Annotated in this window: 11 protein-coding genes; 7 read left to right on the plus strand and 4 right to left on the minus strand. The window is 44.1% G+C overall.

Annotated features, from left to right (window positions below; translation table 11 throughout):
• Nucleotides 1–14 precede the first annotated feature (14 nt).
• A complete protein-coding gene (locus QQL66_RS13665) occupies nucleotides 15–347 on the minus strand; it encodes a PBPRA1643 family SWIM/SEC-C metal-binding motif protein (RefSeq protein ID WP_284382127.1) in 333 nt (110 codons plus the stop codon).
• A 117-nt stretch (nucleotides 348–464) separates the two neighbouring features.
• The gene (locus QQL66_RS13670; protein ID WP_284382128.1) at nucleotides 465–1,970 is read right to left on the minus strand and encodes a DEAD/DEAH box helicase; all 1,506 of its coding nucleotides are present in this window, start codon (nucleotides 1,968–1,970) and stop codon (nucleotides 465–467) included.
• A gap of 424 nt (nucleotides 1,971–2,394) precedes the next feature.
• Here QQL66_RS13670 and flgK point away from each other — a divergent pair, with 424 nt between their 5' ends.
• The 3 genes from flgK (at nucleotide 2,395) to cysQ (ending at nucleotide 7,222) form a co-directional block, all read left to right on the plus strand.
• Nucleotides 2,395–5,055 (plus strand): flagellar hook-associated protein FlgK, encoded by a 2,661-nt coding sequence (gene flgK / locus QQL66_RS13675; protein WP_284382130.1) that lies wholly within the window; start codon nucleotides 2,395–2,397, stop codon nucleotides 5,053–5,055.
• Nucleotides 5,056–5,069: 14 nt separating this feature from the next.
• The gene (flgL, locus tag QQL66_RS13680; protein ID WP_284382131.1) at nucleotides 5,070–6,308 is read left to right on the plus strand and encodes a flagellar hook-associated protein FlgL; all 1,239 of its coding nucleotides are present in this window, start codon (nucleotides 5,070–5,072) and stop codon (nucleotides 6,306–6,308) included.
• A gap of 119 nt (nucleotides 6,309–6,427) precedes the next feature.
• Nucleotides 6,428–7,222, plus strand: coding sequence for a 3'(2'),5'-bisphosphate nucleotidase CysQ (cysQ, locus tag QQL66_RS13685; protein ID WP_284382133.1), 795 nt, complete (start codon nucleotides 6,428–6,430; stop codon nucleotides 7,220–7,222).
• A gap of 147 nt (nucleotides 7,223–7,369) precedes the next feature.
• Here cysQ and QQL66_RS13690 read toward each other — a convergent pair whose 3' ends face one another.
• Together QQL66_RS13690 and QQL66_RS13695 are read right to left on the minus strand one after the other, a co-directional pair.
• Nucleotides 7,370–9,436, minus strand: coding sequence for a class I SAM-dependent methyltransferase (locus QQL66_RS13690; protein WP_284382135.1), 2,067 nt, complete (start codon nucleotides 9,434–9,436; stop codon nucleotides 7,370–7,372).
• A gap of 522 nt (nucleotides 9,437–9,958) precedes the next feature.
• The gene (locus QQL66_RS13695) at nucleotides 9,959–12,226 is read right to left on the minus strand and encodes a flagellin N-terminal helical domain-containing protein (protein ID WP_284382136.1); all 2,268 of its coding nucleotides are present in this window, start codon (nucleotides 12,224–12,226) and stop codon (nucleotides 9,959–9,961) included.
• Nucleotides 12,227–12,666: 440 nt separating this feature from the next.
• Between QQL66_RS13695 and QQL66_RS13700 the strand changes: the two genes are divergently transcribed.
• The 4 genes from QQL66_RS13700 to QQL66_RS13715 all read left to right on the plus strand — a co-directional run bounded on the left by QQL66_RS13700 (nucleotide 12,667) and on the right by QQL66_RS13715 (nucleotide 21,060).
• Nucleotides 12,667–14,865 carry a flagellin N-terminal helical domain-containing protein gene (locus tag QQL66_RS13700; protein ID WP_284382138.1) on the plus strand — a complete coding sequence of 733 codons (2,199 nt, stop codon included), beginning with the start codon at nucleotides 12,667–12,669 and terminating at the stop codon, nucleotides 14,863–14,865.
• An 87-nt stretch (nucleotides 14,866–14,952) separates the two neighbouring features.
• Nucleotides 14,953–15,384: a flagellar protein FlaG gene (locus QQL66_RS13705; RefSeq protein ID WP_284382141.1), complete on the plus strand. Its 432-nt coding sequence runs from the start codon at nucleotides 14,953–14,955 to the stop codon at nucleotides 15,382–15,384.
• Nucleotides 15,385–15,544: 160 nt separating this feature from the next.
• The gene (fliD, locus tag QQL66_RS13710) at nucleotides 15,545–17,623 is read left to right on the plus strand and encodes a flagellar filament capping protein FliD (RefSeq protein ID WP_284382144.1); all 2,079 of its coding nucleotides are present in this window, start codon (nucleotides 15,545–15,547) and stop codon (nucleotides 17,621–17,623) included.
• 77 nt (nucleotides 17,624–17,700) lie between these two features.
• The gene (locus QQL66_RS13715) at nucleotides 17,701–21,060 is read left to right on the plus strand and encodes a tetratricopeptide repeat protein (protein ID WP_284382147.1); all 3,360 of its coding nucleotides are present in this window, start codon (nucleotides 17,701–17,703) and stop codon (nucleotides 21,058–21,060) included.
• The last annotated feature ends 6 nt before the right edge of the window (nucleotides 21,061–21,066 follow it).

Genomic DNA, 21,066 nt, shown 5'->3' on the forward strand with positions numbered 1-21,066 from the left:
CGAACTAATTCAAATTAGCCACAGCACTTTTTGAATTTCTTGCCGCTGCCGCATGAACAAGGATCATTTCTGCCGGGTGTTTTTTCTAACACCGTAGTTTTAGGCGTGTTGATCAAGGCATCCAGTTCACTGGTGTCTTCAGCCTCGTCAATATTTACTTCAATAACCGCAAACAGTTCATGTTCTTGCAGCAGTGCTTCAATGGTATTTTTTCGTTCTTCATTGTTCACTCGGATAGACAAGGGCGCATCTTCGGTTCCCGGGCGTGTTTCACGATTGGTACTGAAACCGTAGCTGGAGTGTTTTGGTTTTTTCTCTATTTTTCCTTTGTAAAAGAACTTAGACATATTGAAACCTCTGTTGCTGTTCCTTAATCAGAACGAGTGATGTTAGATGCGTATGCACGTATGCAAAAGTATTAGTCAGATAGGTCAGGCTATTCTGACCTATCTGTTATCTTGACCTTAGCGATTACCCCAAGGGTTTTCTTGTGTGTTACGTTTTTTGGGTTGAGCAGGACGTTTTCTCGGTGAGGTGTTTGTTTGCTGCTCACTTGTTTGCGAAGAACGGTTCTTTTGCTCGTTGTTCTTTTGCTGGTTGTTCTTTTGATTGTCACCTTGGCTATTCGAATTCGCGCGATTCGGCTTTTTTCGGGCGCCGTTTGATGATTTTGATGCCGGCGCTTGATTGCGTTTCTTTTCCGCCTGCTTACTGCCGACCGAACGCTGACCGTCTTGGTGACTCTGTTTCGGCTTCTTGGGCTTTTTAGGTTTCTTTGGTTTGATCGGACGGGTATCCAGCTTTGTTTCCGGGATTGGGTTACTGGCTTTGTAGCCCTTGATGTCTTGTCTTGGCAGTAAGGTTTGAATCAGGCGTTCGATGTCTTTCAGTTGTTGGAATTCATCAATAGATACTAAGGAAACCGCTTCGCCTTCTGCACCAGCACGACCGGTTCGACCAATACGGTGAACATAATCTTCGGCTGTATTTGGCAATTCGAAATTCACTACATGGGGCAATTCTGTAATATCGATACCCCGAGCGGCAATGTCCGTGGCGACCAAAACCGAGATCTCATTCGATTTGAAGTTTGCCAGGGCTTTGGTTCTTGCCCCTTGGCTTTTGTTGCCATGTATGGCCGCAGCGGTAATGCCTGCTTTATTTAACTTCTCGGTCAAACGGTTTGCACCGTGTTTTGTACGCGTAAATACAAGTACTTGTTGCCAATCATTGTCTTTAATGAGCTTGATTAACGCCGCTGGTTTTTGGCTTTTATCTACCGGACTGATCCACTGATTGACTGTTTTAGCCGTGGTGTTGGGCGGAGCAACAGACACCTCGATCGGGTCTATTACAAAGTCTTTTGCCAGCTCTCTGATTTCTTCTGAAAAAGTCGCGGAAAAGAGCAGGGTTTGTCGACGTTTTGGCAAGAGTGCAAGAATCTTTTTGATGTCACGCAAGAAGCCCATATCGAGCATTCGATCCGCTTCATCGAGTACCAGCGTCGTTAAATGATCAAACTTCAACGCGTTTTGATTATAGAGATCCAGCAAACGCCCGGGGGTGGCAATCAGAATGTCTGCGCCACCACGAAGTTTCATCATTTGAGGATTAATTTTCACACCGCCGAAAACCACCGCTGATTTGATCTTCAGGTACTTACTGTAGGCTTCTACATTATCAGCAACCTGAGCGGCCAATTCACGTGTTGGTGTAAGCACTAAGGATCGCACTTGATTATGACGACCTGCTTTGGCGGTTTGTGCGTTTGGATCTAATACCAAACGATTTAACAAAGGAAGCGTAAAACTGGCGGTCTTACCTGTACCCGTTTGTGCGGCAGCCATGACATCTCGTCCGTCCAATACGTGAGGGATGGCCTGTGCCTGAATAGGAGACGGGTGTTCGTAGCCTTGATCGGAAACGGCTTGTAGAAGTTCAGGTAATAAACCTAAGTCAGTAAAACTCATAGCTTCTCTTTTTCTGCTGTGATGATTGAGCGCAATAGTGAACTTGGATGAAAAGTGATCATTATCGGACGGGGCGTGCAGCTTACAGTAAGTCCTCGTCAATCGCCATGCTTTTCTTTGTGAGGATCTATATGGGCTGGGTTTATATCCTTTTTATGACTTTCCTTTTTCGGTGTGAAGTTTGCTACTACTCAAACTCATCAAAGATTGCTTGTTGTTAGGGGCGCTTAACTTGTCATCAGTGTTTCTTAAACTGTGTGAGGAAAAGCTGATATATACTCGTCCTTGGAGTGTATGCCTTTCTAGTTAAAGTATTGCAGCTGAGAGAAAGCCAGTTGGCATACAAATTGAGTAGTACCTGGTAATGACGAATTTTTTCCGCTGATTTGGTTAAAAAAGCGGCAAACTATTACCGGGTGATCTTATGGGACTAATCGATTTAGGTTTAACAGGAATCCATGCCAGCCAGGCAGCGCTCGATACTACGGGCCACAACATCACGAATGCCAATACGCCAGGGTACACGCGGCAACGTGTTGAACAGTCGGCAAATACTCCCCGGTTGGAAGGCAGTAATATCATTGGCCAAGGCGTTAAGGTTGATGAGATTTCGCGTATATATAACCAGTTTATTAACGATCAGATTCTGCGTGATACGTCGAATTTCAACGAATACGATACCCATTTAGATTCGATACAGCAGGTGGACAAACTCTTGTCTCAACCTGAAACCTCGATCCTAACTGAGTTGTCGGACATGTTTGATGCCTTTCAAACATTGGCCGATGATCCTTCTTCTTCCAGCATTCGTTCAACCGTATTAAATGATATTGAAGATGTGGTTATTCGCTTCAATCAGCTTGCTGCGCGTTTGGACGAACAGCAGTTAATTACGGTTGATCAGATCGAGAATTCAATTACCGAAGTGAATACCTTGGTTTCAACGATCGCTGATCTGAATAAACAAATTCTGGAGTTTGAAGGTGGCGGCACGGCTGCTGCGAACGACTTACTGGATCAGCGTGACCAAGCGGTACGTGAACTTTCCGAGTTCATGAGTGTTAGTGTGGTTGAAGAGAGTTCCGGTGCGATCAATGTGTTCTTGTCAGGTGGGCAGAACCTGGTGGTTGGCTCAATTCCTTATGCACTTGAAGTGACAGATAACGAATTTGACCGTACTCAGAAAAGCATTTCCGTGAACGTCAACGGGACGTTACAAGAGGTGGAAAGTCAGATTTCAGGGGGCATCCTGAGCGGTTTGCTGGATTTCCAAAACGAGACGTTGGGTAAATCTCTAAACGAACTGGGGCGTGTGGCAATTGCGATTGCGGATCAAATGAACGATCAGCACCGATTGGGGATAGACCTTTCCGGACAAATAGGCGGTTTAATTTTCGCTGATGTGAACGATGCAGATGCGGCCAGTAACCGTTTCCTAACCTCGGCCAACAATGCGTTACCGAATGATCGTGTGGGGAATGTGACTATTCTGGATTCCTCGGAGATGACGGCAGATAACTATGTGTTGGATTTCACTGGCCCTGGGAATAACAACTATCAAATCCGTCGAGAGTCGGATGATTCCATTGTGGTCCAAGGGGTATTACCTAACGGTGTCCCTGCAAGCATTGAGTTTGAAGGAATCAGCGTAAACCTCGAAAGTGGCACCTTCCAGATTGGTGATGAGTTTTTGATTCGTCCGACACGATTGGCCGGTTCTGAAATTGATCGTGAAATTACCCGTGGTGATGAGTTGGCGTTGGCTTCTCCGGTTCGTACCGGATCAAACATTGGTAACGTTGGTACAGCTCAAATCGATGAAGGCACTATCCTGGATCTCTATGAGCAGTATCCAAACGACACAACGCTGCTGTCGACCTTTGCTACATCAGGGCAGCTATCACCACCGGTGATCATTAAATTTACCAGTGAAACCACCTACGACATTCTGGATAACTCTGACCCGGCCAACCCGGTGAGTTTGGTTCCTCCTATCGAAGATCAGGTGTATATACCGGGGATTAATAACCCGATTTTTCCTGACGATCCGGGATTAACCATCATTGAAACCACAGGTGCAAACATCGGGCAAGTTGTTGCCGGGACAACTAATGGATATGGCTCGGAAAATCTGACGTTTACCTTTACTGATCCAGATACCGGGGCGGTAACGGTTCGTCCGACCGTGACATTACCGGCCAATGCGTCAGCGCGAGACATAGTGAATGTCCTGAATCAGCAAGACGGTGTCGAAGCAACTGCTAGAACAACGATGTTCTTAAGTAACTTTGTTGATGATGGTGCGGGGGCGCCTCTGGAAATTGACATTAATGGCGAGACGTTGGTGATCAGTTCTCCTGATTTGGTCGATGCAGATACAGTGGCTCGTGAAATTAATGCAAACGCTAATTTGGGTCTACAAAACATTCGGGCGTATTCCGACGGAACTCAGGTTCGTATCGAGTCTTACATCGGTGTTGATCTAACGGCAACGGTAAATGGTTCAGCTGGTGACAGTATCGATGTGACGGATTCGTCTTCGAATACTTTGACGGTAACGGGGCCAGGCAACTCGGCAACCATTGGTGGTTCGGTTGATGTTCAGATGGCGGATGGCCTTCAAATGAATTCGGATAATGCGGGGGGTGTTTTCGCAGCCTTTCCTGTCGCGCAATCTGCGTTTATGGGGTATCAGGTCAACATTGATGGTATACCGGGTGAAGACGATTATTTCACGGTCGATTTCAATACAGATTCAGTATCAGACAACCGCAATGGTATTAATTTGATTGATCTTCAGCGTGCCAAAACCGTTGCAACAGATGGAAAGGGTCTCACCTTTGATGAAGCTTATGCGGGTCTTGCTTCTGAGATCGGAGCGGACACTCAGTCATTGAGCATTAATAAAGATGCGGCAGAGAGTGTGATGAAGCTGTCTGTATCATTGCGGGAGTCGATTTCCGGGGTGAACCTGGATGAAGAAGCGGCCAACTTGATTAAGTACGAACTACAGTACAACGCATCGGCTCAGGTGATTCAGGTCGCGCAAGATATTTTTGATGCCCTGCTTGCGACATTCAGATAATAGGAGATTGAATTATGGTTAGGGTATCGTCCCAACAAGCGTTCCTTGGCTCAGTCGGAGAAATGATAGATCTGAATAGCCAGGTATTAGATACACAAGCAAAAATTTCTTCGGGCAAAGAGGTGTTAACCGCAGCGGATGACCCTCTGGCGGCCAGTCGTATTTCTCAGTTAACTCAGGGGATTTCGTTACGAGAACAGTATACGAAGAACTTAACTACCTTGGAGGCGGCGCTTCAGGCGGAAGAGTCTGCACTCAATAATATTGTCGCAAGTATCCAGCGGGTGCGTGAGCTGACGGTAAAAGCGGGTAATGGTTCGTACAGTATTGAAGATCGACAATCGATCGCCATTGAATTGGATCAGCGATTGAACGAATTGGTGGCGCTTGCAAACACCAAAGATGCCAGTGGTGAATATATTTTTGCTGGCTTTCAGGGTGATACGATTCCTTTTGCGGAAGTGCAAGATGGAACGTACGTTTACCAAGGGGACGAAGGGCAACGCTTTATTAAAGCTGATGAGTCAACGAATGTAGCTAGAAACGATAATGGTAAGCGGATTTTCTTTGAGATAGAAAGTGCCAATAATACGGTCTTTACCTATGCCAACCCGTTAAATACGGATCAGACCTCTTATATTTCCAGTGGTAAAGTGACGGATCAGGAAATTTACGATGCCTTCTATCCGGAAGATATGGTGATTACGTTTAACCCGGAAACCAACATCGTACCGAACGGGCCAAATTACACCATTGTAGAGAAGAGTACAGGGAAACCGGTTATTACTGATTTTGCTCATGTTCAGGGCGCGCAAGTCACATTTAACGGCGCCTCTTTTACTATTTCTGGAAGTCCAAATCCGGGAGATGTATTTACCGTTGAGTCCAGTAATAAACAGGATATCTTTAAAACGGTTAAGAATCTTACTGACGGGCTTAATTCATTGGCTGATACGCCTACCGATAAAGCTCAGTTGGAAACCTTGCTGAACGATACCTTGATTAATCTGGATAACGCCCTAGAGTCTGTCGTTGAAACTCAGAGTGATGTAGGTGGTCGTCTGAATGTGGTGGATACTTCACGTGATACCCAGGAAGAAATTAACCTGGTGAATCAGACGGTGCTCTCTGGTATCCGTGACTTGGATTACGCTGAGGCGGTGTCACAGTTAAGCTTTCAGACCTTTGTTCTGGAAGCAACTCAGTCTACGTTTACACGAGTGTCGGGGCTGTCGCTATTTAATAAGCTATAAATACACAGTACTATCGTTGATTGAAGTGGTTGCCGACGTCTTGGCAGCCGCTTGATCTACAATTTGAAAAGGCGGTATTTTTACCGCCTTTTTTGTGCCTGAAGGTTGAGAGAGAACGTATGGATTCCTATGTAAGTGAAGACACTCTGGCTGTTGTTAAAGACATTGCTATCAAGGCAGGTCTTGCAATCATGGATATATATCAGCAGGATTTTTCTGTGTATGAGAAGAGTGATGAAAGCCCGCTTACAGAAGCCGATTTGGCTGCTCATAAGATCATTTGTGAGCAGCTCAAACAGGCATTTCCGACACTTCCTATATTGTCTGAGGAATCCACTGATATCACCTATGAAGACCGAAAAAACTGGCAGACGTTTTGGTTGGTAGATCCTCTAGACGGCACGAAAGAGTTCATCAAAAAGAACGATGAATTTACCGTCAACATTGCTCTGATAGATCAAGGGCGACCGGTGTTAGGTGTGGTGTATGTACCTGCCTTGGGCGTTGTTTATCTTGGTGCTGAAGGGCTTGGAGCCAAGAAGGTGGAGGCTGGTGAAGAAACAGCTATTAAGGTTAGGGAATATCCAAAAGAGCAATGGATTATCCTGGGGAGTCGGTCGCATCAAAGTGAACACATGGTGTCTTATCTGCAATTATTTGAACGCTATGAGTTGATCAGTCGGGGAAGCTCGTTGAAGTTTTGTATGATTGCCGAGGGCGCTGCTGATCTCTATCCCCGATTGGGGCCAACGTCAGAATGGGATACGGCGGCAGCACATGCTGTGGTGGTGGCCGCTGGTGGAGTGGTGAATGATAAAGACGGTAATCCGTTGCGTTACAACAAAGAGAATATCCTCAACCCTTGGTTTTTTGTTCATCATAAAGACCTGGAGATACCAACATGCTCGGAATAAGAAGGTTCTCTGAATAAAAAGGTTCTCTGAATAGCGTGTTATTTGGCGAAAGAGTTATCTGATCGGAGAGGTTTTGAGTAATTCAACAAATTTTAAGCAAAAAAAAGGTGGCTATTTAAGCCACCTTTTTAACGCCTGCTGTCAGCGCTATTTACTGCAATAGAGCTGGTACATGCAGTTGAACATTTGAGGATTTTCCTGCTCAATTTGATCCCAGTTTTCTAAACTGGATCGAGTCTGATCCAGAGGGAAGGCCGCATCAAATTGTGATTTGTATTGATTGGATACACCGATAAAACCTAGGAAGTTCAGGCTAAACTGCTCCAGCAATGCGCTCACCTTCGGTAGAGTGTACAAATGCTCAATTGGGTTGAACAATAAATCTCGACAACCACTTGATGTATAGAAATCCGGACGGCTGACAATCTCGCTGTAGTCACCATCAATTTCCTTATTCATCAGCATCGCTCTGAACTGTTGAATATTTTCAAGCGTTGGCTTGATCTCATTAGTTTCAATGATGTCTTTTGTTGCCGTAATCTGCTGGCGAGCTAGTTCACTGTACAACCCTATCTTGATAAGACCGTGATCGGCAAGAACATCATACAGTGCTTGAAGACCTTCTTGCGGGTTCGGCATGTGATGCAGAACACCCGAGCATTCAATGACATCGAAGGTTTTACCTAGGGCTTTAACGTCCAGCAGGTTTCCTTCAAAGAACTCAACGTTGTCTACCCGTAGTTTCATGGCCATCATGCGTGCATACGCAACAGACGCTGGTGATAGATCAACTGCAGTTACTTTGATGTTGTTGAAGTATTTGGCCGCACGAATGGCTTGTAACCCTGTACCGCAACCGGCAACAAGGAACTCCAACGTCTTGCCTTTCAGCTGGTGTGCTGGTTGGAAGTGAGGTAATTCGGTATGCAACGCTTGTAGGTAATCCGTTGGCGCGTGATAGCCAAGAGACGTCCAGCGAGGATACGGAGATTCGTTGTAATGCTCACTGATTACACTTGAACCGCCGTTGTTGGCATTCTTGTTCTTGCTGCTGAGTTTTGGATTTTCAGACGCCAGTTCTGCCAAATACAGGTTATCGAACAAGGACTTCTCGACGATCGGTTGCATGAAGTCAGCCCAATCATTGATGGATCTCTCTGAGATATCCTCAGAAATACCCAGCGATGAAATTGGTTGATACATGGTAACCAAGACCAATGCGCCAGCAATGTCGTTTGGCTGCCAGGTTTTGTCCGATACAAAGCCATTCAAAAGCATAATCAAGGCTTCAAGCCCTTGCTGTTCATCTGGCTTAACTTCCATCACGTATTCGTTGTTTGAGCTGTAAAGGCTGAGAGCAACCGCAAGGTTGACTAGCTCATCACGAATTCGGGTATTGTGAAGGCTGTCAGCAAGTACACAGTAACGAAGCGAGCGCGCCAGCTCTTCAATGGACTGAGATGGCATTTGAATGTTGCTCAAGCACTGCAGTAAAAAGTGATCGTTTGCCAACTCATCAAGATCCAACTGACCGTCTTCGTTGCTTAGTCCATATTTATGATCCAGTAATGATATGGCCAATGTTGCGAATGCTTCCGGGTTGACTTCCGGTAGTTTCATGAAGCTTTCAACGTCTGATTGAAGCTGAGGGTCAAAGGCGTCCGCTTTAATCATTGGTGCGGCTTGAGCAAGACCTGATTGAATGGTTTCATCGATCATGCCTTGTTTGATTAAGGCGCGATAGGTTTGAAACGCTTCAATGTAATTGCCGTGTTGAAGCTTTGTGTAAGCTAACACTTTCTGGGCTCTAAGATTGTTTGGATCAAGCTTCAATACATGATTCAAACATTTCTCTGCATGCTCCGGTTTACGGCAGATCAAATGAAGATAAGCCATGTTGATCCAGCTGGTGATCATTTCAGGATCGGCTTTCAGTGCTTTGGTCAGCAGTACCAGTGCGGAATCAAAGTCCATTTCGTCCATAGAAATACGACCCATGATATTCAGCATATCAACTTGGTCCGGTGCTTCCGTCAGTACTTCCAGGCAGATTTTCTTTGCTTTAAGGCGTTCTTTAATGCGCTCTTCCACCGATAGGTCGGCTTGAACAGAACGATTGTAATATTCATTAGCCAGAACTAAGCGAGAAGCGCCATCAATTGTCTGGTTAAACTGAGGGTGTTTATCTTGAATCTGTTGGCTTATTGCGTTCATGACTAATCCTTCTTAAAAAATCATGGTTTAAACAGTTAAAGCAATTGCAGTGCCAATAGTTAAATTTATTTAAAATCAATAGGTTATATTGGTTTTTGTTGCTGTTTTGAGGCGGGCGGAAATAGAGGTTTGCCATAAGAGGCAAAGCTTGTTGTCTATCTGGAAAGCGTTTGGCAAGTTTTCGCCGTGGGTGGCAAGAGGGCATTTTCTAATGACGTACATTTAGCTAACTGTGAGTGTTGTGATGAAGGAGGGGATTAAAATGGGGTGTAAGAGAAGGTGGTTATGTTTATTAACTTGGGAGGGCACAGTAAGACATGAATCGTGCTAGAGGCAGCATGAAGAGATAATACTTCACACTTTGGTCAAATTAACCACGCTTAAGGGCTTGTGGCTTGTACATAGGTTCCCAAGGTATTGAGAAAAGAGCGGCTTAGCCCAGACAAACAAAACCCCAGCATAAATAGCTGGGGTTTGTTCGTAGTCTGAACCGGCATCTGGCCGGTTTTAGCTTTGGCTCTTCTATTGTAGAAGGGACAGAACCTGTTCTGGTTGAGAGTTAGCCTGAGAAAGAACGGATATCCCCGCTTGTTGCAGAATATTTGTTCTGGAAAGCTCTGCCGTTTCCTGAGCGTAATCTGCATCTCGAATTCGAGAATTAGATGCGCTTAAGTTCTCGTTGTTGATTTGAAGGTTTTGAATTGTGGATTCAAAACGGTTCATATAAGCACCGAGGTCTGCTCGCTGGAAGTTAACTGTATCAATTGCGTTGTCCACAGCCGCGAGAGCTTCAAGTGCACCCTCTACTGTTGAAATGTCAACATCTTCAAGGAACTGACCATCGGTTGCGCCACCATAGAAACCGACACGCAAGCCTGTATTTGTTTCGATATCTCCAGTGGTTGTTCGTAACTCAAACTCTTTGGCTGCAGATAGTTCAATCGCTCCGGTAAATACGGCAGGTTCATCTGCGACTGCATGACCGTTAATACCAGTGGCTAACCTTAAGGTAGGGTCGCTCAGTTCGATGACGACATTTCGACCATCTTCCGCGATAAGTCGGATACCTTCATCGGGAGAACCAGTATCAACTGCAACAACGCCTGTTTGACCTGCAATTGAGTTAATAGCGTTTACCGCAGTCAGACGATTTTGCTCAGCGTTAGATTCATCCGTTGAGGATACACCGGTATTGGTATCCAAGGTTGAGATGGTTATCGATACGCCATTGATGGTGATATCCCCACCTGCAACTGAAGCAGTACCGCCTGGTAGGTTTTGATCGAACCCGACGATGATATTTTCCAGCGCTCTCGCGTCAACACCTGTTTGTTCTGATGCCTTATTGATCGCTGCAGCTTTTGCGATAGCTGATGCAGCTACCCAAGAGCTGTCAACATCGGCCGCGCTCGAAATGGTTCCACCAGAGAACGAGAATTGATCGTCAGTCGCTGACGAAGCAGGGATAGTTACCCCATTAATTACCAGGTCGCCGCTTTGCAGTGAGGTCGCAGCTAGTGATGCAGCGCCCGCATTTGTCAGGTCTGAATTATTTGGTAATGAGGTTACACCTGCAATATTGGCGTCGTAGGTACCACGGTTCAAACCAGAATTGTCTGTTAGGTCATTATCACCATCGATAACGATGTCTTCACCAGTAATACTGTTAAGAACAAAACCGCCTGTGGTAGTGACAGCAGTTGCAGTACCTGCGCCAGCTGTAGAACCATCACCAACTGCGCCAGACCCTAGGCCAAGATGAGAGGCATCAAAGGCTGCTGTTGCTGCCGGACTTGCACCGTCCGTCATTTGTAATGTGATATTGCGGCCGTCTTCAGAAACCAAACGAATGCCGGTGGCATCATTACCTGTATTTACAGCTTCTACGCCTGTTAAGCCAGCAACAGCATTGATCGCCGCTACTACGCTTTCACGGTTCACTTCGTTGTTTACTGCGGAGCTTGTGGATACAGTCACTTCAACACCATTGATCTGGAATGTGCCTGCGATGTCGGTAAAGTTACCGCCCGTACCACCAGTGACTGCTACCCCTTGAAGTTCGTTAGGAATGACTTCTGCGGTAACTCCGGTTTCTTCAGTTTTGTCATTGATGGCTGCCACTTTAGCTATGGCACTGGCACTCTTATCGAATGCTGAAGCCGTATCGTCTGCACCAGAAGAAGTGCCGATTGTGGTTCCGTTAATGATTAGATCGCCTGTAGACAGGGCAGTAGGGCTTCCTGTTTTACCGAGGGCACTTATACCTGCCGTATCGCCAGCACCCAGAACATCTGTGGTCATCTGGCCGATACTGATATCAATGGTATCGCCATTGTTCGGACCAATCTGGAATGTTGTTCCCTCGAAAGTTCCGTCAAGTAATGGTTGCCCGTTAAAGGTGGTGTCTTCGGCAACACGTTGGATTTCACTGATCAGCTGTTGAACTTCCAGATTCAGTGCTTCACGGTCGGTTGAATCGTTCGTGCCGTTTGCAGACTGTAATGCAAGTTCACGAATACGCAGTAGCGATTCAATAACCGTATCCAATGCACCTTCAGCGGTTTGGGCTAATGAAATACCGTCAGATGCGTTGCGGGTTGCTTGTTGGGTCCCTTCGATTTGAGCGTCAAAACGCGTGGAAATCGCAAGACCCGCAGCATCATCTCGGGCACTGTTGATTCGCAGACCAGAAGAAAGACGTTGAAGTGCGGTCTGGTTTTCTCTCTGCGACTCATTCAAGTTACGTTGCGCATTAATCGACGCAATGTTGGTGTTAATAATCTGAGGCATGGATAACTCCTTCTCATTTTCTCAAGAATTTGAATGAGATGGCAGGACAGCTAGAACCGCATAGGTATTCCTTGCTTACCACTGTCACTGCAAACTCTTGCCGTTAACTTGACATTGTTTTTGGCTTGCCTGATACAAGGCAGAAGCTGGGCCATTTTTTTAAAAGTTCTTATTTTTCAGTTTGTTAGTTGTTGGGTGTGGGGGCTTTTTGACGTAGGTAAGAGGGTGAGGGGCAATTCGTCGCCGATAATTTGAATAAAAGTTAAAGACTTTCAGTCAGTTGCCGATATGAGGTTTATTGGAGAGTAATTCTTAGGCAAATTTTTTCTAAAGCCTGAAAAAATATGGCCGATAAAAACTCTGAGTCGGGTTGTTTGCCACTTAAATGTCAACCCGGATCAATTCGTCAAACGACGAACAAAAAATACGGAGAATGAACCATGCCACAAATTATTAATACCAACATTGCGTCTTTGAACGCTCAGCGTAACTTGAACAGCGCTCAGAATGCGAACGATACAGCATTACAGCGTTTGTCTTCAGGCTTACGTATTAACAGTGCTGCGGATGACGCAGCTGGTCTTTCAATTTCTACGCGTTTCGATGCGCAGATCAATGGTAGTAACCAGGCAATTCGTAACTCTGCTGATGGTGTGTCATTGGCACAAACAGCAGAGGGTGCGTTGGATTCTATTACAGATAGCTTGCAGCGAATTCGTGAGTTGGCTGTTCAATCTGCGAACGGAACCAATAACTCTATTGACCGTGAAGCGTTGAACTTGGAAGCTCAGCAGTTAATTGATGAAATCGAAAACGTTTCTGAAACTGCGAACTTTAACGGAACATCTCTATTAGATGGCTCTTTTAATGGAATTCGATTCCAGACAGGGGCAAATGCTGATAACTCTATTGATGTAACCATCAATGAAATATCAACGAATACCCTAGGTGTTGCGAAGACTGCGGGTCTTAGTGCATTTGGTGGTGCTACTAATGAAACTACAGACACAGCAGGTACGGTTCTATCAACAACTCAGGTTGATACCTCAGCAAATGCTTTGTCAAATGGTGATTTAGTTATTAATGGCGTAGCAATTCAGGCATCTTCTGGTGGCGATGACAGTGCTTCCTTCAGATTGCAAGATGCTAGTGCGATTGCAAAAGCGGCCGCGATCAACGAGAAATCTGACGAAACCGGTGTTACCGCTGTTGCTCTTGAAACGGAAGTGGCTGGTCAGGCTGCGACATATCTTGATACAGCAGGTTCGTTTGAGTTGAACGGCGTTAGTATTGACGTTGCAACTAACTCTGCTAACAGCAACGATGCTAACCGTGAGACTATTGTGGCAGCTATTAATGCTGTGTCAGGTCAAACGGGTGTGGTTGCAACTAATACCGGGAATGATTCAACGGGTATTACGCTAACAGCGGAAGATGGCCGTAATATCACCTTGAGTGACTTCAATGGCTTCGCAGGTGCTTCTAACTTGGCACTAGGTGGGAACGCTGCAGGCTCTGATGGTGCGGCTACTACTGTAGTTAGTACGGTTTCCGCTGGGATTTTACTTCAATCAAATGATGGCTCAGACATTGTTATTGGTGAGGGTACTGGTGATCTGGCTAACTCAGGGTTTACTGAGGGGGCTAAGTCAGGCCAGGCTGCTCAAATTTCTTCCGCTCAGTTGAGTGGTTCGGCAGGTGCTGCATTTACAACCATTGATGCAGGTGATCTGACCATTAACGGTATTTCCATTCGTGCAACTACTGAGAATGATGACACTGTTTCTTATGCAAATGGTGCGTCGACATTGCAACATGTTCAGAGTTCAGCAATTTCACGAGCTACAGCAATTAACGAAGTGTCTGATAATACGGGTGTGACGGCAATTGTTGAGGCAACAAGAAGTTCTGGTTCACAGACTGCTACAGCGTTATCGACAGCAACAGCAGCATTCACCATTAATGGGGTTAGTACATCCAATATTGACTTGTCAAATGCGGATGCGTCTACTCGTCGCCAGGATACGGTGGATGCTATTAATGCGATCTCAGGTCAGACTGGTGTAACCGCTGTTGATTCTGGTGATGGTATTGAATTGGTCGCTGAAGATGGTCGAAACATTACTATCCAGCAAGGTGCTGCATCGGCATTCGAAGCTGCGGGTATCGAGAATCTGAACTCAACAACAGCTGCAGGTCAGAACAATGTCTTTACGGGCACGATTCGTCTGGAAGCTGCAGGTGAGTTTACTCTATCTTCAGATACGGGTGATATTGCGGCCTTTGGTTTGCAGTCCGGTACTTTCGGTGCTGAGGAAGCGGGAACCTTACTTAAAGATGTTGATTTATCAACGGTGGATGGTGCGCTTTCTGCAATCACTGCTGTGGATAATGCCCTTCAGCAGGTAAGTAGTGAGCGAGCGAACTTGGGTGCAACTCAAAACCGTTTCAACTCAACCATTAGTAACTTGACGATTTCGTCAGAGAACTTGAGTGCCTCTAACTCTCGTATCCGTGACGCAGACTACGCCGCAGAAACTGCTGAGCTATCACGTACTCAGGTACTGATCCAGGCTGGTATCTCAGTATTGTCTCAGGCAAATGCTCGTCCTCAGCAGGTACTATCACTGTTGGGTTAATAGCAGAGTAAGGATGGAGCTGCTCTTTCATAAACTGGAAAAGCGGCTCCTCTGGGTAAAGTGCAAAGTAATAAGAGGTGAAATACTATGGCTGATTTAAGAATTACTGCAGGCTTTTCTGCTTCAGCTCCTCAGGCACAGCCCTCTGAATCTGCTACTAAAGGATCGGCGAAAGCAACGGCTTACAAGAGTTTGACAGACAATCAGGTGGACCAAGTGGCAAAAGACGCCGATGTGAGACTTGAACAATCTAGAAAACTTGCAGAGCAGGTCGCTGATAACTCTGAACAGCAAGAAGAACAGGTACAAGAAGCAGTTTCTAAACTGAATGATTACATCCAAAACCAACAGCGCAATTTGCGTTTCAGTGTGGACGATGATTCGGGTGAGACTGTAGTTACCGTTTTAGACGGCCGTTCGGAAGAAGTAATTCGCCAGATACCTGATGAGACGGTTCTCAGGTTGGCACGTAAATTGGATCAGGATGAACCATTGCAGTTGTTCAGTTTATCGGTTTGATTAAAGTTTAATCATTAACTGCCGATAAATAGGATAACTGACCTCTTAGGAGGTGGGGAATCCTGCAATAATTTGCAGGTCGGTCGTCGAAAGGCGGCCGGCTTTTGCCGTTTCTGAACGGTGAACTTACTAACCTTTAGTGATGATTTAGGGGTGTGATATGGGTATTACTTCAGTTGGAATCGGTTCTGGTTTTCTAACCAGTGATCTGATTGATCAGTTAGTTGCTGTGGAGCGAGGGGCAACTGAGCCTCGTCTAGATTCGAGTCAAGAGAAGCTTGAAGCTCAACTATCTGAAGTAGGTCGTATCAAATCCGCTATTGAAGATTTTCGTTTAAAATCTCGGGTTTTAACCATTGATGGCGCGTTAACCAGTACAGTTGGTAGCTCTTCTTCTTCCGCAATTAGTGTTTCAACCGAAAAAGATGCGGTTGTTGGTTCATACTCTATGAGTGTCGAACAACTGGCACAAAGCCAGTCCGTCGTTAGCTCTTCTTTTGCTGCTAAAGATACTGCTTTAAGTAATGGTGTTCTAACTATTGAGTTTGGTACCTTTACATTTGGAGATACTAACGCTACGCCAGGTGATGCTCCGGATGGTGGTGATAATGAAGATATCACCGGTTTTACTGATGATCCCGACAGTGATTCCATTAATATTATTATCACTGATGATAACAATACGTTAGAAGGGATTCGTGATGCTATTAATGATAAAGATGCTGGTATTACTGCATCCATTCTGAATGATGGTAGTGGCTATCGTTTAGTATTGAAATCAGATGCGACAGGTGAAACCTCTGCATTTCGAATGACGGTTTCTGGCGATTCTGATGGCGATAGTTCAGACACCAATGGTCTTTCTGCATTGAACTTTAATGCAACTAATCAGCACATGACTGAATCAGTCAGGGCTCAAGACGCAAATCTAACCTTTAATGGTATTTCTGTTACTCGTTCTACGAATGAAGTGGACGAATTAATTGATGGCGTGACTTTTGAGTTAAATGATACGACTACCTCTTCAACGATTACTGTTTCCCGTGATGAAGATTTAATAGTAGAGCGCCTTCAAGAATTTGCTGATGCTTATAATGAGCTTCAAAGTATTATCAAAGAAGTAACTGCTTACGACTCCGAAACGGGAACGGGAGCAGTACTTTTAGGGGATTCAACAATTCGTTCTTTGAGCATGCAGCTGAGAGGCAATCTGACACAGATAGTCCCCGGGCTTGAAGATGCTAGTGTTCGTTCGCTGGCAGAGATTGGTTTTAGTACTGATTATAAAACAGGACAAATAGAATTTGATTCTGAAGAGTTTTTAGAGCAGCTCGAAGCTTATCCTGATGAAGTTGCGGATATTTTTGGTCGTAATTTAATTAGTGATAATGATGATGTGACCTTTGCTTCCATTGGGAGTAGAACTGAACCGGGTGAGTACGATGTTGTTGTGACTCAGTTGGCAACTCAGGGCGCGTTTACAGGGTCTGTTGTTGGTGCTCCGAACAATATCCTTATCGATGGTACGAATGATGAGCTGGTTTTAGAAGTCGATGGGGTTACTTCAGGTACTTTGACCTTAACCAATCAAACTTATCTCACGCTGGCTGATTTAGCAGCTGAAATTCAGACGCAAATTGATGCAGATTCTGCGCTTTCAGATGTGGGGGTAACAGTCTCTGTTGATTCGGATACGTTAATTTTTACCTCAGAAAAATTTGGATCGTCATCTTCTGTTAATTTAACCAGTGTTGAAGATGGGAGTGCTTATGGCCTAGCTGCGGGTTCAGGTACTGATGGTGTTAATGTTGAAGGAACGATCAATGGGCAAACGGCAACCGGTAGTGGGCAAAGACTTTCCTTAAGCCTCAAAGATGACCCGGCAGATGGTGTTTCTGTTGATGTAACAGCAACCTCATTTCCTGCTGGTTCAAGTCAAATAACGTCAACAGTGACTGTTGCTGATGGTGTTGCACAAAGCATGGTTGAGAGTTTCAACGACATGCTTTCCTATGAGGGGTTAATTAGCAATAAAATTTTATCCTTGAATGAACAGTTGAGTACGGTAGATCAGCAACGCACCGACTTGGATGAGCGCCTTGAATCATTCCAGGAACGGCTAACTAGGCAGTTCATTGCTGCGGATTCTCGAGTATCACAGCTTAATAATACTGAGCAATTTGTAAAAACTCAGCTGGCCGCAATTGTCAATTCCTTTACTGGAGCAAGTAAAGATTAGTGAGGCTTTGTTCTGGCATTTTTTTTGCTTTTATTCAGCTATAGTTTAAATACTGTCAAAAAAATGCTGGGAACAATATGAAACCGCTAATACGTATTTTACCGATTAAAGAAAAAAAACGTGAATTATTAACTATCGGTGATATTACGGCATTGGAATCCCTACTAGGCTCTATGTCTGTAGAGCTCACTAAGTTGTATCCAGTCTTTCTCAATGATGTCATGTTGGAAGTGTCTCTCAAGCAACATGGTCTTCAAGTACTAATTGAGCAAGCATCTCAAATTCCTGATAGACAACTGGCTTCTTATACACGTGGGGCCTTATATACTCTTGCGGGTTCTCCAACGGATGCATTACACGCTTTAGCCAGTTCTTTAGAGTCTAAAGAGGGTGATCCTCTATCCTGTATTTATGCGGCCAGATCATGCGTTCAGAAGGGGTTGCTGAAAGAGGCCGCTCAACTTTATGAGGCGGCAGGGGATTATCGTCTACCGGAAAGCTGGTTGGAGTTGGCTAAGGTATATAATTCTCTCGGCTATTACCCACGGGCTCATGAGTGTTTTGAAAAAGCATTTGAGGTATTTAACGATGATGAAACGTTGCTTTCATTGATTGTTTTTCTCCGAGACAGGTTAAGGATGGAAGAGCAGTTTCGATCCAGTTATCAGCAACGTCTCTTGATCTTGCTCGACGTTTCTATGTCTGAGTTGCAAGACAGAGAAGCAGAGCTTCTTGGTATGAAAGCTGATGTGGCCTATATTCGCGGGGATGATCAAGAAGCTGAATCGTTGTACCGTGAAGCCTTAAATTTAGATCCTAATAATCTTTCTGCTGAAGTGAATTTAAGTTACTGCCTTTTACGTCAAAGTAAGTTTGAAGAAGGGTGGGCGTTGAACTCTAATAGAACTGCTGTGGCTAGTAATGCGGTATTGCAGTACGAGGGGTTATCTTTACTTCCGAAGTGGGAAGGTCAATGTCTTAAAAATAAAACAATGTTAGTTTTAAGCGAACAAGGCGTAGGGGATCAAATTCTTTTTGTTAGGTATTTATTACTTTTACAAAGCCGTTTTGTTTTAAAGGATATTGTCTGCATTGTTGAACCAAGAATTGCTTCGTTGTTTGAATTTTCTGACTTCGGAAAAGTGCGATTTGTAAGTGTTGATTCAACGAAATTAAATGCCCAAGGATTTGACTATTATAGTTATTTAGGGGATTTACCTCGGAATTTGGGTGCGGGTACTGACGCTACGCTGTTTAAAAGCGAGCAATATATATATGCGCATCGAACAAGGGTTCATGAGTATAGAGATAAGTACTTTAAACTATTCGGTAATAAAAAGAAGATAGGCATAACCTGGAAAAGCTCCAGTAGGCTCTCTGGTGACCGGAAAAACCTGGAGCTGGCTAGTATGGCTCCGCTGTTTGAGCTTGAAAATGTACAGTGGATTTGTCTTCAGTATGGTGATGTCTCTGAAGATTTGTATAAATTAAATACCGCCTTTGAAACCAATATTTATGTGGATGAAACAGTAGACTTAACCAATAATCTTGCATTATCCGCTGTACAAATTATGGCGCTTGATTTGGTTGTTACTGTTTCAAATGCTACCGCTCATTTGTGTGGTGCATTGGGTGTTGATTGTTTGCTGTTAACATCCAAGTCGCCGATGTGGTATTGGGGAGGAGATGGAGAAAAATCCGTTTTCTATCCATCTATAAGTATTTATCGCCAGAAAGAACACAATCAATGGTTGGAAGTGGTCGAGCGAGTTAAAAAGACCATTAGTGAAAACTACACCTCTGTTACGTCAAAAAACACAATTTCTGATGTTGAATTGCATAAGGCATTTACAGCTGGAAAATATCAACAAATTATTGAACGCTTATCTGGAGAGCCTGTTGCCTCTTTAACGTTCGCTCAAAAATTATTGTTAGCTAATAGTTTCTTAAAAGAAGGCTTTCCAACAGAAGTTACGAGGGTTCTGGACTATTGCTCTATAGAAGAAAAACACTCAGAAGAAACTCTTCTGCTTTATGCAAAAGTCGGGATTTATAAGAAACAATTTGCACAAGCAGAAACAATACTAAACTCCATAGTGCAAAATGAAAGAACTGTAAACTGGTATTTAGTCTACATAGATCTGTTCTTATCTCAGGAAATTCATAACCCTTCAGTAGAACATGCCTGGAAAACCCTACTCAAAATTTCATCTTCTGATCAAGATTTAGATGCTTTGGTTGTTTATTTCTCTGAAGTAGTTAAGAAAATAGGCCAAGAACAGTATTTTAATGTTGTTAAGTTCAACATGCTGAAGCAAATGTTAGAAGACTTTGATAGAAGTTTTGGCAAAAGAAATCCGGTTGTAAACTGTTTTTTAAAAGCAGAGATGTACAATCTTGAAGGCCAACCAGAGAAAGCTATAGCTTATTATGAAAAAGCCATCAAAATTAAACCGGAATTAAAGCAGAGATTTACAAATACCCTTGGATATTGCTTTCTAAGGGTTGGTGAATTTAAAAAGGGGTTTCAGCTTGTTGAAGAACGCTTAATGTTAGATAAACGGCTGACTCGTTCTGATTCACTAACCTATGAGTATGAAAAACTTAAACATAAACATCTAAATAAAAGCAAAGGCAAAGTTTTGTTAATAACCTCCGAGCAAGGTTTAGGTGATCAATTGCTTGGGCTTCAGTTTGTAAGAAAGTTGCAAACTTACTTTAAAGGTAAGGTTGTTCTAAAGGTTGATTCAAAGCTTCTTCCTGTAGTGAAAGAGACTTTTTCTGATTTATTGTATGTCGGCTCGGACTTAGATCAACTACCAGAAAATATATTGTCACAGATTGATTATCAGCTACCCATTGCTAGTATCTCAGCTTTAATTCCAGAAATCTTTGAAAACTATACGCCCGTTGATCAAATCATTAAAGCTAATCCAGAACGTGTTCAGTTTTATCGAAATAAATATAAAGAACGCTTTGGGGATAAAAAACTGATCGGTGTTTCATGGCGAAGTGCAAGCCCAACTTGGAAGGGCCGTAAAGACATGAATTTAGATGATTTCAAACCTTTATTAAGCGCAGAGGATATTCAATGTATCTCCATTCAGTATTCTGATGTAAAGAGTGAGATAGACGATTTTAATGCTGCGAACGGGGTTTCGTTATTTCTTGATGAGAGTTTTGACGCGACGAACGACCTAAAAGAGCTATTCTGCCAAATTGCTGCTTTGGATGCTGTTGTGACGATATCAAATGTAAACGCTCATTTTGCTGGTGGATTAAATATACCTGTTCATCTTTTAGTGAAGAAAATGTGTTTATGGCACTGGCATGCCAATACCAGTCAGAGTATGTGGTACCCATCTATGACGATACATAGAGAGCGCGAATTTAATGAGTGGGGTCAGGTTATGGCTGAATTGGTCAACGAACTCTAGTGGATG

The organism is Litoribrevibacter albus, from assembly GCF_030159995.1.
In the GTDB taxonomy this organism is placed as follows: Bacteria; Pseudomonadota; Gammaproteobacteria; order Pseudomonadales; family Litoribrevibacteraceae; genus Litoribrevibacter; species Litoribrevibacter albus.

Bases quoted from the DNA above. Each gene is read 5' to 3' on its own strand.
- QQL66_RS13670 (WP_284382128.1), bottom strand. From the start codon at position 1,970: ATGAGTTTTACTGACTTAGGTTTATTACCTGAACTTCTACAAGCCGTT.
- QQL66_RS13705 (WP_284382141.1), top strand. From the start codon at position 14,953: ATGGCTGATTTAAGAATTACTGCAGGCTTTTCTGCTTCAGCTCCTCAG.
- QQL66_RS13690 (WP_284382135.1), bottom strand. From the start codon at position 9,436: ATGAACGCAATAAGCCAACAGATTCAAGATAAACACCCTCAGTTTAAC.
- QQL66_RS13715 (WP_284382147.1), top strand. From the start codon at position 17,701: ATGAAACCGCTAATACGTATTTTACCGATTAAAGAAAAAAAACGTGAA.
- QQL66_RS13695 (WP_284382136.1), bottom strand. From the start codon at position 12,226: ATGCCTCAGATTATTAACACCAACATTGCGTCGATTAATGCGCAACGT.
- cysQ (WP_284382133.1), top strand. From the start codon at position 6,428: ATGGATTCCTATGTAAGTGAAGACACTCTGGCTGTTGTTAAAGACATT.
- QQL66_RS13665 (WP_284382127.1), bottom strand. From the start codon at position 347: ATGTCTAAGTTCTTTTACAAAGGAAAAATAGAGAAAAAACCAAAACAC.
- fliD (WP_284382144.1), top strand. From the start codon at position 15,545: ATGGGTATTACTTCAGTTGGAATCGGTTCTGGTTTTCTAACCAGTGAT.
- flgK (WP_284382130.1), top strand. From the start codon at position 2,395: ATGGGACTAATCGATTTAGGTTTAACAGGAATCCATGCCAGCCAGGCA.
- flgL (WP_284382131.1), top strand. From the start codon at position 5,070: ATGGTTAGGGTATCGTCCCAACAAGCGTTCCTTGGCTCAGTCGGAGAA.
- QQL66_RS13700 (WP_284382138.1), top strand. From the start codon at position 12,667: ATGCCACAAATTATTAATACCAACATTGCGTCTTTGAACGCTCAGCGT.